This is a genomic window from Chloroflexota bacterium, assembly GCA_023475225.1.
Lineage (GTDB): Bacteria > Chloroflexota > UBA6077 > FW602-bin22 > JAMCVK01 > JAMCVK01.
In genome coordinates this window covers 41139-56346 of the sequence record JAMCVK010000021.1, presented here as the reverse complement: position 1 = coordinate 56346, position 15208 = coordinate 41139, and the positions used below count along the sequence as shown (strand labels likewise).

Genomic DNA, 15208 nt, shown 5'->3' with positions numbered 1-15208 from the left:
CTTTCTTTTGTGCTCTGGGGCACATCCCCAGATCCACCGCAGGTCCGCCTTCGGCGGACGCCCCCTTGGACCCCCCGTTGATCGACATTCCTCCTACATTGATTTGGAAACCGGTATCGCCATATACTATAATCTCCCGAGATAAAGAAGTATCGCGACGCGCTAAAGGCAGGACTTGCAGACATGCGATGCATCTCTGTTTTCCGAACTTCTCGCTCAGAAATAACCATGCGAGCTGCCGCACTCGTGGTTATATTTGTGGCCTTCGCCATCAGAGTCTACCGCCTGGATGGGGTCGGGCTGGAGGGTGACGAGGCCTTCTCCATTCAAACCGCTTACTCTAGTTTTTCTAGCATCCTGCGCCTGACCTCTACCGCCGAACCCCATCCTCCCCTTTACTACTTGTTCCTGCACGCTTGGTATCCGCTGGCCGGCACCAGCGAATTTGCTCTGAGGTTTCCCTCGCTGATAGCAAATGTTTTGACAGTAGCATTTCTCTTCAAAGTTGCCGATCTCTTCTCATGGCGCGCTGCTGGGCTGGTTGGAGCAGTTCTGCTGACCTTGAATCCTTACCAGGTCTGGTATGCACAAGAGGCGAGAATGTATGCCTCAGTAGCTCTGTTCGGGCTTATGGCCATCTACTTTGCCCTGCGGACCTTTCAACAGGCAACGCTGCGCCATATGGGATTCTATGCCATATTTATGCTGCTGGGCCTGTATTCCCACTACTATGCCTTCTTTTTGTTTCTGTTCACGAACACGCTGCTGTTGTGGGGAATATGGCGTGGGGGGTGGTCACGACGGGCAGTTGTTTACTGGCTTGCCATCCAACTCACCATCGCCGTCCTGTACCTTCCATGGCTCGCCTTTGCCAATAAAATTGTTAGTTCTTACGCCCCCTTTAAAAGGGGCACCGTGGACCTCATAGCCATCGTGAAACAGAGCCTCACCTATTACAGCTTAGGGTTATCAGTCCCCGCGGATGAGGGGTTTCGTTTGTCCTTCGGATTCCTGGTCATCATCCTCATCGGGCTCTGGTTTGCTGGCCATGATGGTCACAGGTATCCAGCCTGGTTTCGGCGCTGGTTCGTGCTCGGCTACCTGCTCCTCCCCACTACCCTGGGTCTCATGGTATCCCTCCTGCGTCCTATGTTTGCGCCCCGCTACCTGATGGTCAGTGCTCCGGCATTCTATATGGTGCTGGGTCTAGGCTTGGTCGGCTTATATCGCAAGGCTTCTCTCCTGGGGGTAGTCTCCGTCCTTCTTCTAGTGTTAACCCAGGGATTCTCCCTGTATAATCACTTCTACAATTACGGGTATGCAAAGACCGACTTTCGCGAAGCGGTAACTTACATCGAAAGGCATGCCCAGCATGGGGACGCCATAATCTTGGATGGCTGGAGCCAGACACTCCAGTTCTGGTATTACCAAAGATTGAGGGCTAAGGAACCTATCCCTAGCTATCTGTTCCCCCTCGGCGAGCCCGATGGATGGCAATTAGCTGCGCAACGGCTGGATGAGATCATGGCAAAACATCGGGGCATCTGGCTCTTGGACTATGATGTCGCTGCCTACGACCCGCAGCATCTGGTCGAAACACACCTGGCAATCAACTACTATCAAGTGGTCTCGGCGAGGGTGGGATTGAATCGTGTTGTCTACTACGCATCGGCTCCGCCAACACTAAATTTCACCCCGCTGAATATTAGCTACGAGCAAGAGGCTCTCCTGAAAGGCCTCAGCCTTGATGCCACTTCGGTGAGGCCTGGAGATATTCTGCACCTGGCCCTGCACTGGCAGGTTGGGAACAAGACGGCGAGGGATTATGCGGTCTCCTGGCGTCTTGTAGATCAAGAGGGCCGCACCGTCTGGCAGCGAGATGCCAGACCTGCCTCAGGCTTCTTTCCCAGTAACAGATGGGCTCCCGGCGAGGAGGTGGTAGATCGCTACGGTATGCCGGTTCCCTCCTTTCTTCCACCAGGCCAGTACTCGCTGATGATAGTTGTTTATGACAAAGTAAGCGGAGAGGCGAGCGAGCTACGGCGGGATGGTCAGACCTTGCCGAGGGGTCCAGTCCGTCTCGCTCAAATAAGAGTGCTGGACGCTCCACCGCTTACCGCGCTTTATGACCCGGCCACCACGCCGTACCAGGTTAACTTTTCTTTCGAGGGGTTGAATCTGTTGGGCTTCGGCCTGGACGGGGAGAACTGTCGTCCAGGAGATACCATCACCGTGAAGCTCCTCTGGCAGCTAACAAAGGATAGCGACCAGGATTACCAGATGCTTGCACGCCTTATCGCTGACAACGGAGAGGCTGTGTGGCAGAAGACGGAGGTATTGGGGACTTCCTGGTTTCCCACCAGCCGGTGGCGGCAAGGCCGAACTTTAATGACTTACCTTGATGTGCGGGTGCCCGCGCGGGCGTCTACAGGGGATTACACCCTGTTGCTGGAGCTGAAAGCCAACAGGCTGGTGGATAAGACCTTCTCCGGCTTCCCCAAGGTGAAAGTAAGAGCACGAAAAAGGGATTTCAACATTCCTCGTATAGCTTACTCTAAGGAGGCCCGTTTTGGTTCATCTATCGAGCTCCTGGGTTATGATTTGAAGACAGCACCAGATGAGCCAATAAAGGGAGGGCAGACAGTTCATTTAACGCTCTACTGGCGGGCTTTGAGCCAGATGGATGATAGCTATAAGGTATTCACACATTTGATAGGAGCAGATGGACAAATCTACGGCCAAAAAGATTCCGTTCCTCTTGATGGGAAAGCGCCCACCGATGGTTGGATTCCGGGTGAAGTTTTAGCTGATACCTACGACATCGTCGTCCGGCCGGAGGCACCGACGGGGAAGTACGAACTGGAAGTGGGCTTCTACCAGCCCGAACAAGCTAAAAGAATACCGCTGGCCGATGGCTCTGGAGATAGTCTGGTTGTGACCAGCCTTTTCCTATCTTCTGGTTCGCAGTAACTTGTCCAGGCCGCTGCATGGATTAAATCATTATCTTATATCCGGACGGTTGAACACCTGAGCTATTTGCACCACCAACGGCGAATCTCACGACAAGATGCTCGACGCAAAGATCTGAGGGTTCAGCCACCCTTGCATTGCATATGGGGGGACACCTCGCTCCAGGAACCATCCACGAGAGGGGGATCAGGAAGGTGTGCCTTCTCTAGCTCAGTCGACGCAGATATGGTCGTTGCCGATGGACAAGGAGATTGAGCAGTCCACAGAGGAGCGCTCCCAGCAGGATGGCGAATGGCGCACCCCAATATTCAGCAACGATGCCAGCTTGCAGGTTTCCGAGCGGAGTCATACCACTGAACATAAATGTGTAAACGCTCATCACCCGCCCTCGCAGGCGATCGGGTACCATAGTTTGGAGTAGGGTGCTCGTCACCGCCGTGTAGGTCATCATTGACCAGCCCACTGCTACCAGGGCAACCAGAGAGAGCAGAAGCCAATGTGATAGGGAGAATACGCTGAGTGCCAGGGAAAGGGCTAGCGCGGGTCCCAGGAGAAGATAGCCCTTATGTCTGAAATTGCCCAGGGCCGCCAGACTGAGCGCACCGGTTAAGGCCCCCAAACCAGCCGCCGACATGAGAAGGCCTAGACCCGTCGCTCCGGCGTGGAGAATGTCACGCGCAAAGACCGGCATCAGGGCCGAGTAGGGCATACAGAAGATGCTCACTAAAGCTACCAGGATCACCAGCGGGAGAAGGGCTGAGTCCCGATAGATGTAGTCGACTCCCTCAAGTATGTTCTGCCAGACCGAATCGCCCTGTTTCACTGGCGATGAGGGGGCGAGCCGCATGAGCAGAAGACCGGCGATGACGGCCAGGAAGCTCACCCCATTTAGGTAGAAACAGCCGGCCACACCGATAAGGCTAACCAGGACACCGGCCAGGGCCGGACCGACGATGCGCGCCCCGTTCATCACCGAGGAATTCAGGGCGATGGCGTTCATCAGATCCTCCTTGCCCACCATCTCCACGACGAAGGCCTGGCGGGCTGGTCGATCAAAGGCATCTACCGTGCCTAACAGGAAGGCAACGATAAGGACATCCCAGACCCGAATGTGTCCCGTTGAGGTTAAGACAGCTAACAAGAGGGCAAGCAACATAGAGGCTGACTGAGTGCCTATGATGAGGATGCGCTTATTTACCCTATCGGCCACCACGCCGCCGAAGAGGGTGAAGAAGAGGATAGGTAGGGCGCGGGCTGCCCCGACCAGTCCCAGGAAAAAGGGTGAGTTTGTCAGTTGCAGCACCAGCCAACCTTGAGCTACGGACTGCATCCAGGTGCCGATCAGTGAGATTAACTGTCCATACCAGAAGAGGCGAAAGTTATAGTGACGTAAAGCGACGAAGGTGTTGCCCAAGTGCAGCGTGGAGCGCGCCTGAGATATGGTATTCGTGCTATCTTCCATTGTTCAATTTGCCTTTTGCTCCGCTCAAGAGTAAAGTATTTCTCGGGTGGGATTATGAGCGAGACTGTTGATTTCTCCGATGAAGGGTCTGTCTCTACCCGAACGGGACAGGCTTCCCTAAAGGCCAGGCCGACCTTCAGCCGCTTTATTTCGCTGGAGGGTCTCCTGGATTTTGCCCTGCAGCGGTGGCTACTCTTGCTCAATCTTTTTATGGGTTTGTTCGCCACGCTGCCCCTGCTGGCTCCCCTGCTGATGACTATGGGACAGGTCCGCATTGCCCAGTGGATCTATATGGCTTACACGCTCTCCTGTCATCAATTGCCTGAGCGGTCATTTTTCCTTTTCGGGTATCAGATGGCTTATTGTCAACGAGACACGGCCATCTATACTACTATGTTCCTCTGCGGCCTTTTATTCGCCTTAGGGCGCGAGGGAATGAAGCCATTGCCGTGGCGTTTGTACTTGCTCTTCATCGCCCCCATGGCTATCGACGGCCTCGGCCAAGCCCTGGGCTGGTGGGAGAGCACTTGGGAGGTACGCATCTTGACAGGCATCCTCTTTGGGGCAGCCTCGATCTGGTTACTCTATCCCCGTATGGAAAAAGCCACCAGGGAGGTCTTGCTGGAAGTAGAAAGCGAACAGGTCTCCCCCGTCCAATGATTAGCGATTGACAAGCGGTAGGTTCTGAAGAGCTTCCCCCGATAGCCGATCCCCCTGAGGTCCCTCACTCCCTCTCTCTTGCTAGAAGAGTGGCGAAACCCAGCCCATTTTAGCACCGTTTTCGAGGCCCTGGCAAGCGGTCGTGCTGGAGGGAGTTGAGTAGCTTCCCCCGAATCCGTCTTCGGCGGATGCACTCCCCATCCTCCTTCGGCGGACAGTCCAGCGGGAGAGAGGGGGAAGGGAGGCTGTGCCCCCTAGTCCATCCCAGTCCTTCGAAGAAGGACGCCCCCCTTGGAATCTCCATCGTTCACGCTTGCTCAAAATATTGACGAGGTCAGGAAATGTATGCTAAAGTTTGTTGGACATCCTACGATATGGCCAAAGGAGGGGTGCGGTGCCTTTCCTGAGTCGCCGCCTGACCGTGGCATGAGGCTCAAAACTGATCCACGACCATTATACATTCAGGCTGAGGAAGTGCTTGTCGAACTGTTGAACAGTGGTGCCTATCAACCAGGCCAAAAGCTGCCCCCAGAACCGATCCTGGCCAGGCAAATGGGCATCGCCCGCCACACCCTGCGGGAGGCTATCAGACAGCTAGAAAGAGAAGGGCGCCTGCTGCGTCGCCAGGGGGTGGGTACCTTCGTCAGGGCCGCAAGACCGCTTATTCGCAGTGGATTGGAAATGCTCGAAAGCCTGGAATCGCTGGCGGCGAAACAGGGCATGGCCTGTACTACCAGGGATATAGCCATCGAGGAAGCGCCTGCCCCCAAAACGATCGCCACCAGGCTCCACCTACCAGAGGGAACAGCAGTCACGACGCTCACCCGCATCAAGACGGTGAACGGAGAGCCGGTCGCCTATATGTACAGCGCCATCCCTCAGGAAGTGGCCACCACAGCCCAACTAAGAGCTGGTTTTCAGGATTCGATTATCGACTTTCTGGTGGCCTGGCGCCATCCCCCCTTGGAATATGCCCGGGCTGAGATCATCTCGACTGCGGCTGAGGCGGACCTCAGCCGCTTGCTCAACGTGGATGCGTCCACTATCCTCCTCTTGATCGAGGAGACGTTCTATTCGGACACCGACCAACCGATAGGGTTTTCCGCCAATTATTTCGTCCCTGGCTTCTTCAAATTCGAGGTAGTTCGCCGCATTCCTTCCTTGCGGCCATAAGGATCGATATTTCGCCGACCGTTCAGGCGAATACAGGGATGATTATGGAAGAGATAACCGTAAATCTCCTGGTGAATGGGAGCAGAATAACCGCCCGTGTTCCTCCTGACCTGACCTTGCTCACCTTTCTGCGCGAGCACTTGCGGCTAACCGGGACAAAGAACGGCTGTGCTCAGGGACATTGCGGCGCCTGTACGGTCATCCTGGACGGTGAAGCAACCCATTCCTGCCTCATCAAGATGTCCCGGATGCATGGCCGGGCGGTACAAACCATCGAGGGGTTGGCTCAGGGCGGCCGGTTGCACCCCCTGCAACAGGCCTTCGTTGATCTCGGCGCCGTACAGTGCGGCTTCTGTACACCCGGGATGATCATGGCGGCTAAAGCCTTGCTTGACCGTCAGCCCTCTCCCTCCACTGAGGAGATCAAGCGCGCTATCGCCCGGAACCTTTGTCGTTGCACCGGATACAGCAAGATCATTCAGTCCATCAAGGCGGCGGCTGAGATTCTCAACAGGGAAGACTACGCTGGCCCAGTCCGCCTTCGGCGGACTCCTACCGGCCACGTCGTAGGTATATCCGTGGCCAGGAAGGATGCCTTGCCCAAGGTCATGGGGGAAGCTAAATACGCCGACGATATCCATTTGGAGGGAATGCTCCACGGCAAGGTGCTCTGGAGCGCCTATCCCCACGCTGAGATCTTAGACGTAGATGCGAGTGAGGCGGAAAGGACGGCCGGCGTCAGAGCTGTGTTGACGGCCAGGGATGTGCCCGGCGTCAACAAGATCGGTATGTTGATTCGTGATCAACCGGCCATCGCTGATAAGAAAGTGCGCTTTATCGGTGACCCCGTGGCCGTGGTCTTCGCCGACGACCTGAAAACAGCTGAGGTCGCCCTAGAAAAGATAAAGGTCACTTATAAAGAGCTGGAAGGGGTCTTCTCTGCGGAGCGGGCCAGTGAGCCGGAGGCGCCCCTGGTGCACGAGAGTGGTAATTTAATGAAGCATTGCACAGTGGAGCGGGGCAACATCGCTGAGGGTTTCGCCCAGTCCGATGTCATCATCGAACAATCCTACTCGACACCCTTCGTTGAACACGCCTACCTGGAAACCGAGGCGGGGGTTGCTGCCCCCACAGCCGATGGTGGCGTCGCCATCTGGATTGGGACTCAGAGCCCCTTCTCTGATAGGGATCAGCTGGCTGATGCCCTGGGGTTAACCAAAGATAAGGTGCGCGTCGTGCAACTGCCAATGGGTGGGGCCTTTGGGGCCAAGGAGGAGATAAGCATCCATTTCTTTCTGGCCCTGGGTGCCTTACGGACGGGTAGAGCGGTCAAGATGGTGTTGACCCGTCAGGAGTCGCTACGCATGCATCCGAAACGCCATCGGTTTAAGATGTACTACAAGATTGGCGCCACCAAGGACGGTCAGCTGCTGGCTATCCAGGCCAAAATCATCGCTGACACCGGGGCCTACGCCTCCCTGGGCTACGACGTGATCGAGCAGGCGACAGTGTTCGCCACTGGGCCTTACTACTGGCCGAACGTGCGCCTGGATGGCTACTCCTATTACACCAACAACATTGTGGCCGGCGCTATGCGCGGTTTTGGGGTGCCCCAGGTGACCTTCGCCGTAGAATCACAGTTAGATGCGCTGGCCCGTGCCCTGGGCATAGACCCCTTCGCCTTTCGTGAACGGAATGCCCTGGCCGTCGGCCTTCCGATCAGTACGGGGCAGGTCCTGGAGGGCAGTGTAGGGATGAAGGAGACGCTGGCGAGGGTGAAGTCCACTTTGCAATCTATGCCCTTACCCACCCCCCGCCCTGGCTGGAAGCTAGGCATCGGTCTGGCCTCCGGTTTCAAGAATGTGGGGTTAGGACTGGGTAATGAGGACAAGGCTGGAGCGATCGTGGAGTTGCTGAGCGATGGCCACTTCAGGATCCGTGTTGGCTGCGCCGATATGGGACAGGGTTCGGCCACGATCATGGGTCAAATAGCCGCCGAGGTGCTGGGAGCTGGATTTGAAACGATAGAGGTCATCACGGGTGATACCCACCTGACGCCAGAGGGTGGCCCTACGACGGCCTCACGCCAGAGCTACTTCTCCGGCAACGCCGTGCTGCGGGCCAGCCAAACATTGCGGGAAAGGATCAGCGCCCTTGTGGCCGCAGAGTGCGGTCTGCACCAGGACCAGGTGATCATCCAGAATAATGCGATTAAGGACACCCAAAGTGGCCGAGTGCTTCTCTCTACGACTGACCTTGCTGCTCTGGCGGCCTCCAAAGGGATACTCTTGAGCGCGGAGCACTGCTTCGTAGGAAGACAAACCCGGGGGCTCTGCGGACCCGCCGAAGGCGGGCTGGACCGGCTAAATAAGGAGGAAGCCCCTTATAATTATGTCGCCTTCTCCTTCGCCACACAGGCGGCCATAGTCGAAGTGGATGAGGATAGCGGGGAGGTAAACGTTCTCAAGATGATCGCCGCTCACGATGTTGGCAAGGCCCTTAATCCGCTGAACGTGGAAGGGCAGATCGATGGCGGCTGTGTGATGGGATTGGGCTTTGCCCTCTACGAGGAGTTCAAGATAGAAAAGGGATTCAATCTCACCAATACTTTAGCCAAGTGTCGTATTCCCACTAGTTTGCAGGCGCCTGAGATAATACCAATCATCGTCGAGGATAAGGAACCCAGCGGACCCTTCGGAGCGAAAGGGACAGCCGAGATGGCTGCCCTACCGACGGCCGGCGCCATCGCCAATGCCATCTACGACGCTGTGGGGGTGCGCCTCACCGATCTCCCCGCCACTAAGGATAAGATTCGGCAAGCCTTACGAGCGAGACGAGGATATTAGACGATTCTGCCGATCAGCGAAAACAACCTGGCATAAAAAGGACAGAGAGGAGAGCCGCCATGCAACTCATCGTCAAGGGGGGAACCTGCGTCAATCCCAACGGAAGCTTTCAGGCCGATCTGGCCATAGACGACGGAATCATCAGGCTCATCGGCCAGGGGCTATCCCTGCCGGCCGAAAGGACGCTAGATGCCCAGGGGAAACTGGTCCTGCCCGGGGCGATCGACGTTCATTGCCATATGCCCTGGATTTCTAAGGGAGTCTCCTCTGGGGATGATTTCTCCTCCGGCACGCAGGCGGCGGCCCGTGGAGGGGTAACTACTATAGTTCCATATATCGTGCCCGAGGAAGGCGAGACTTTAGAACAAAGCCTTGAGCAAAATCTCAGAAGGGCCTGCGGACACTCCTACGTGGATTACAGCTTGCAGGTCACCATACGTGATATCTCTCCGGCTATCCTGGCCGAGATGGGCGCGCTGGTCCGCAATGGCTTCCCCAGCTTCAAAATCTACACGGCTTATCCTGGTCTCCTCCTAGAAGATAGGGCCATCCTAGACCTATTTGAGCAGAGCGCTAGAGAGCAGTCCTTGATTTGTATTCACGCCGAGAGCGAGGTCATCGCCCACTTCCATACTCAGCGCTTGCTGGGGTCAGGGAAGCGAGGGGTATATTATTACCCGGATAGCCGACCGCCGATCTGTGAGGTTGAGGCCATCGCCCGCCTCCTCACCTATGCCAAACACCTGAAGGCCAATATCCACTTCTGCCACGTCAGTACCGCCCAGGGGGCCGCTCTCATCGGCTTGACCCGGGCCGAGGGGGCAAGGGTATCGGGGGAGACCTGTCCGCAATACCTTCTCTTTACCGATGAGGAGTACCGTCGTGATGATCCAGAGGCCACCTACTTCGTGGCCTCCCCTCCCCTCCGCCCCACCGACGATCAGGATGCGCTCTGGCGAAGCATCGCCAATGATGCGCTCTCTATAGTAGCGACCGACCATTGTCCTTATACAAGTGAGGAGAAAAAGGCGGGACGCTCCGATTTCACGATGATCCCGGGTGGGATGGCGGGCATTGAGACCCGCCTTCCCCTCATGTATACCGAGGGGGTAGGCCGGGGACGCCTCAGCCTCAACCGCCTGGTAGAGCTATGTTGTACCAATCCGGCCAGGCGTTTCGGACTCTACCCCAGGAAAGGGGTGATCGCCCCAGGCAGCGATGGCGATCTGGTCCTCATCGACCCGCAGCAGCGCACCAGGTTAACCGCCGCTGCTCTCCATTCGAACACCGACCATTCCGTCTATGAAGGAATGATCGTAGAGGGCTTTCCCTACACTACGGTTTTGCGCGGTCAAGTTCTGGTTGAGGAGGGGACCTTAGTGACTACCGAACCACAGGGGAAGCTGGTTTTCCGCAGCCTCGGCCCTGGTTGCCTATAAACGCTCTTAATTGAGGAGGTGTATTACGTTGAAACCGACACAGTTGGAGTCGGCCGAGCAACGCCCCACACCGCTGGCGATGCGCAACAATCACCATCTGGCCTGCGTTGAGGCCAGACGTTGCCTACACTGTTACGATGCCCCCTGTATCAAAGGATGTCCGGCTGGTGTCAGCATTCCTCGTTTCATCTGGCGGATTGAGCTGGCAAACCTCAGCGGTGCCTATGTAGCCGCACTGGAGAATAACCCCTTCCCGGCCATCTGTGGAGCGGTCTGCCCTACGGAATATCTGTGTGAGAAGAGCTGCACTGTGCACGGGATGGCCCCTTCCAGCGTGCGCATAGGGGCCCTGCATCACTATGCCGGAGCCCTCCTGCGACCGAGCTACGCTCACCTGCGTAACCTGTTCAATGGGCGGAAGGTGACCATCGTTGGTGGCGGTCCGGCTGGACTATCCTGTGCCCTCACCCTACGCCGTCTGGGGTACGCCGTCGATCTCTTCGAGCGAAACTCCTCACTGGGTGGGATGCTCACCCATGGCATTCCCCCTTTTCGTCTGCCCAGCGAAGTGATTCGCCTCGAGATGGAGTCCCTCCACGAAGCGGGGATAAATTTCCATCTGGGGAGTGAGGTCAGCCCCGCTGAGCTTTGCCGGCTGGTGGAGCGTTACGATGCCGTCTTCCTGGGCATCGGTCTGAGCATGGCCGTACCGTTCGCCGGGAGCGGGACTGAACTTGACGGGGTGCAGTCGGCCCTCGACTTCTTGAAAGCCATTCGCCTATATGAGCGTGGCGAAGGACCCCAGCCGAGGTTCGGCCAACGGGTGGTGGTGATTGGCGGAGGCAATGTCGCTATGGATGCCGCCTCAGTAGCGAAGAGTTGGGGGGCAGAGAGGGTGACCGTTCTCTACCGACGCACTCTGGCCGAGATGCCGGCCTGGCGGGCCGAATACGAATACGCCGTCTCCCTGGGCGTCGAGTTCCGCTGGCTGACCGGCGTATCCGCTTTCCGCGCTGACAGACGGCAAGTCATGGCCGTGCGTACGCAACTGCTGCGCCTGGGAGAACCAGATGACACTGGGCGCCGCCGGGTCGAACCGCTTGAGGGGGAAGGAGAAGAGTTCCCCTGCGATCAGGTGATCCTGGCCATCGGTCAGGCCCTGGAGAAAGGGCTCCTCGCCGGGCTGAACCTGGCGTTAACAGAGGGAGGCACCATCGCGGTGAATCCAGCATCGTTCCAGAGCACGCATCTGAAGGTCTTCGCCGCCGGTGACGTGGTCAATGGTGGGACCACCGTCGTCCAGGCCATCGCTGAGGGACGGAAGGCCGCTCTAGGGATACATAGATTCTTAAGCGGGGAGGGATAAAACAATGCTCAGCGTCGATCTTGCCCAAGAATTTTGCGGCGTTCGTTTCTCCAATCCGTTCACCCTGGCCGCCTCTCCCTGTACAGATAAGGCCGACCGCATCGCCCGTGCCTTCGCTGCTGGCTGGGGTGGGGCTGTCCTTAAGACTACCTCTATGCCCTCGGAAGAGGTCAGTTTGGTCTATCCGATGATCTCCGGACTCAGGCGTGGCCAAGAGCTGCTCGGATTGCACAACATCGATCTCATCTCCGTACGGCACATCGAGGAGATCGTCCGGGACATCCGCTGGCTGAAAGCAGAGTATCCGGACCGGGTCGTAATTGGCAGCATTATGGCCTCCAGGCAGAAGGATTGGGAGGACCTGGCTCGCCAGTTGGAAGAGGCTGGTGCTGACCTCATTGAGTGTAGCCTCTCTTGCCCCCACGGCACGCCGGGTGGCTTAGGCTATATGATCAGCCAGGACCCCCGTCTGACTGAGATGACCGCCCGCTGGGTCAAGGAGGCCGTGAAAAGGACGCCAGTGTACGTCAAGCTGACCTCCAACGTCACCGACATCGTTGAGATCGCCAGGGCGGTTGAGGCTAGCGGCTGCGCTGGCGTTTGTGCCATCGACTCCGTAGAGGCCTTAATCGGTTTAGACCTTGCTACCTTTTCCCCGCTCCCCTCCGTTCGCGGGCGCTCCTCCTTCGGAGGCTACACCGGCCGAGCGATTAAACCCATCGCCCTTCGTTGTGTAGCCGACATCGCCCGCCACGTGCGGCTCCCGCTGGCTGGGGTAGGTGGAATCTACGATTGGCGAGATGCGGCGGAGTTCCTTCTCGTCGGTGCCAGCAACTTGCAGGTTTGTACGGCAGCCATGGAAAATGGCTTCGGCTTGATCGAGGAACTGGCAGACGGGCTGAGCCGTTTCCTTGTTGATCGAGGCTACGCAAAGGTGGCTGACCTCTGCGGCCTGGCCCTACCGAAATTATGCGCACACGAGGAACTATCGCGCCAGTACAAAGTGCGCAGTCATATAATAAATGAGCTCTGTATCGGTTGTGGCCGCTGTTATGTAGCCTGTCGAGATGGGGGGCACGAGGCCATCGTTTTCGGTGAGGATAGGGTGGCCGCCGTAGACGAGAAGAGCTGTGTCGGCTGCGGACTGTGCCTCCAGGTCTGCCCTGTACCCACCGCTGTCACCTTACAGGAGGTAGAGGCTCCACAAACGAGCCCCTGCTGACAGGGCGAGGGTCGCGAGGGGAAGGCGCTGACTATTACTAAGAGATGATGCCTCTATCCTCTCCCGCTGGGAGTGATCCGCCTTTTGGGAGGGTTCTAGTGCGTAGATGTAGCGCAGGGCTTGTCCCCCCGCGCTACTAATTCCCTCTGTCGCCTCGGTGACAGGGGGCAGGGGGCAGGGGGATGAGGGCCATTCCCCCCTAACCGAGTTGCCAAGCCGCCCTCTATCAGTGTACAATGATATTGAGGGGGTGAAAGAGCGATGGAGGAGAAGGAGATAGGGGTAGTAACACACTATTATACCCATCTTCAGGTAGCGGCCCTGCGGTTAACCGAGGAGCTACACCTCGGTGACACCATCCATATCAAGGGGCATAGCACTGACCTGACGCAGACGGTGGACTCGATGGAGATCGAGCATCAGAAGGTGGAGAAGGCCGGTCCGGGACAGGCGGTGGCCATCAAGGTCAAGGAGCACGTCAGGGAACACGACCAGATATATAAAGTGCTCTCCTGACGAGCAGCGTCCTTTGGCACCATCCTATAGACAGGTCAGAAATAGGGCCTCGGCTGTCTTGACCATTTGGAGGGCTTGTTTACCCTGAGGACGCGGGGAGCGTCTGCGCCTCTTTGATCTGCGTCCAGAGCAGCAGCATCGCCAGCAGCGCCAGCCCAGCCCCGAAAAGGAAGGTGGCCTGGGGATTGATCATTTGCCATAGAAGGCCAGCGATGATGCTGGCCGGCAAAGCAGCGACACCAACAGCGGCGTGATAGAGGCCATAGGCTGTACCTCGCTGGGCCGGGACTACCACGTCGGCTACGAAGGCTTTAGCTGCCCCCTGTGTGGTCCCATAGTAGAGCCCGTAGAGCACGTAGAGCAACCAGATATGCCAGGCGGCCGCCGCCACCGCGAAACCGAAATAGATGAGGGCATAGGCTGTCCAGCCTAACACGATCAACCGTTTGCGTCCTAACCTATCCGAGAGTATCCCGGCGGGGAAGGATACCAGTGTATAGATGACGTTGAACATAACCAGCATGGTGAAGATCTGCAAGACAGAGAGCCCCACCGTCTGAGCCCGCAGGAGGAGGAAGGCATCGCTCGAGTTGCCCAGGGTGAAGATCACCATTATGGCCAGGAAAAATTTAAATTGCCGGTCAAAGCCGTGCAGCCTGAGCGATGGTGCTGCGGCGGGCCTTACCGCTGTCCTCACCTCGGTGACAAACAAGAGGAGCAAGAGCACGGCCAATAGCCCCGGTATTATGCCGACGAGGACCAATGTCTGAAAGGTGGATCGTTCCAAAGTCAAGAGTCCCCGCTGACTGAACCAGACGATGAGGGTAGCCAGGGCGAGGCCGACTACTGCCCCCGCTGTATCCAGGGCACGGTGAAAGCCAAAGGACTTCCCCCTCTCAGCCACCGGGCTGCTCGCGGCGATGAGGGCATCGCGTGGTGATGTTCTGATGCCCTTACCGACCCGGTCGGTGAAACGGACAACCAACACAATGCCCCAGTTGCTGGCCAGGTAGAGAAACGGTTTAGACACAGCGGAGAGCCCGTATCCCCAGGCCGTCAGCGTCTTTCGCTTTCCTATTCGGTCAGATAACCACCCACTGACGAGATTAAGCATTGTCGCCGTGCTGTCGGCGATACCCTCAATAAGTCCGATTATAGACACCCTGACGCCCAGCACATTGGCCAGAAAGAGGGGCAGGATGGTCAAGGTCATTTCACTGCTGATATCGGTGAGCAGGCTCACCCAGCCCAGGACGAATACGTTTTTATTAAGACCCCAGATGCGGCGTCCCAGCGGCGCCTCGCGCACGGCGGTGTCCCCTATTCTATCCAACGGTTATGCCTCCTTTAGTTTGCCCCCTATTATACCACTCATTTCAGGTAAAGCTCACAGGGCGCTGGCCGCTGAGTCTTCTGATGCAGACAGTTCCAAGCTCAATTGACACTGACGGCTGCTACACCTATAATCGGACATAGGGGGCGTAGCTCAGTGGGAGAGCGCTTGCTTCGCATGCAAGAAGTCAGGGGTTCGAATCCCCTCGCCTCCACCAGATA

At 57.2% G+C, this 15208-nt stretch carries 10 protein-coding genes and 1 tRNA gene; 9 read left to right on the top strand and 2 right to left on the bottom strand.

Features of this window, described 5'->3' with window-relative positions; genetic code table 11:
• Positions 1–228 precede the first annotated feature (228 nt).
• The gene (locus M1136_04415; GenBank protein MCL5074883.1) at positions 229–2970 is read left to right on the top strand and encodes a glycosyltransferase family 39 protein; all 2742 of its coding nucleotides are present in this window, start codon (positions 229–231) and stop codon (positions 2968–2970) included.
• Positions 2971–3175: 205 nt separating this feature from the next.
• On the opposite strand, the gene M1136_04410 is transcribed toward M1136_04415, so the two are convergent.
• Complete coding sequence (locus M1136_04410; protein ID MCL5074882.1) at positions 3176–4432, bottom strand: MFS transporter; 1257 nt, start codon at positions 4430–4432, stop codon at positions 3176–3178.
• 54 nt (positions 4433–4486) lie between these two features.
• Between M1136_04410 and M1136_04405 the strand changes: the two genes are divergently transcribed.
• The 7 genes from M1136_04405 (at position 4487) to M1136_04375 (ending at position 13654) form a co-directional block, all read left to right on the top strand.
• On the top strand, positions 4487–5092 hold the full coding sequence (locus M1136_04405) for a DUF2085 domain-containing protein (protein MCL5074881.1): 606 nt from the start codon (positions 4487–4489) through the stop codon (positions 5090–5092).
• 345 nt (positions 5093–5437) lie between these two features.
• Entirely contained in the window at positions 5438–6265 is an 828-nt protein-coding gene (locus tag M1136_04400) for a GntR family transcriptional regulator (GenBank protein MCL5074880.1), read from the top strand.
• Positions 6266–6309: 44 nt separating this feature from the next.
• Positions 6310–9111: a molybdopterin-dependent oxidoreductase gene (locus M1136_04395; protein MCL5074879.1), complete on the top strand. Its 2802-nt coding sequence runs from the start codon at positions 6310–6312 to the stop codon at positions 9109–9111.
• A 59-nt stretch (positions 9112–9170) separates the two neighbouring features.
• Complete coding sequence (gene hydA / locus M1136_04390; GenBank protein ID MCL5074878.1) at positions 9171–10550, top strand: dihydropyrimidinase; 1380 nt, start codon at positions 9171–9173, stop codon at positions 10548–10550.
• Between the two features lie 28 nt (positions 10551–10578).
• Positions 10579–11916 (top strand): FAD-dependent oxidoreductase, encoded by a 1338-nt coding sequence (locus M1136_04385; GenBank protein ID MCL5074877.1) that lies wholly within the window; start codon positions 10579–10581, stop codon positions 11914–11916.
• A gap of 4 nt (positions 11917–11920) precedes the next feature.
• The gene (preA, locus tag M1136_04380; protein ID MCL5074876.1) at positions 11921–13138 is read left to right on the top strand and encodes an NAD-dependent dihydropyrimidine dehydrogenase subunit PreA; all 1218 of its coding nucleotides are present in this window, start codon (positions 11921–11923) and stop codon (positions 13136–13138) included.
• A gap of 261 nt (positions 13139–13399) precedes the next feature.
• Positions 13400–13654 (top strand): translation elongation factor-like protein, encoded by a 255-nt coding sequence (locus tag M1136_04375; protein MCL5074875.1) that lies wholly within the window; start codon positions 13400–13402, stop codon positions 13652–13654.
• A 79-nt stretch (positions 13655–13733) separates the two neighbouring features.
• Here the strand turns inward: M1136_04375 and M1136_04370 are convergent, their stop codons facing one another.
• Complete coding sequence (locus tag M1136_04370) at positions 13734–14987, bottom strand: MFS transporter (protein ID MCL5074874.1); 1254 nt, start codon at positions 14985–14987, stop codon at positions 13734–13736.
• 142 nt (positions 14988–15129) lie between these two features.
• Here M1136_04370 and M1136_04365 point away from each other — a divergent pair.
• Positions 15130–15204, top strand: a tRNA-Ala gene (locus M1136_04365).
• Positions 15205–15208: the final 4 nt, after the last annotated feature.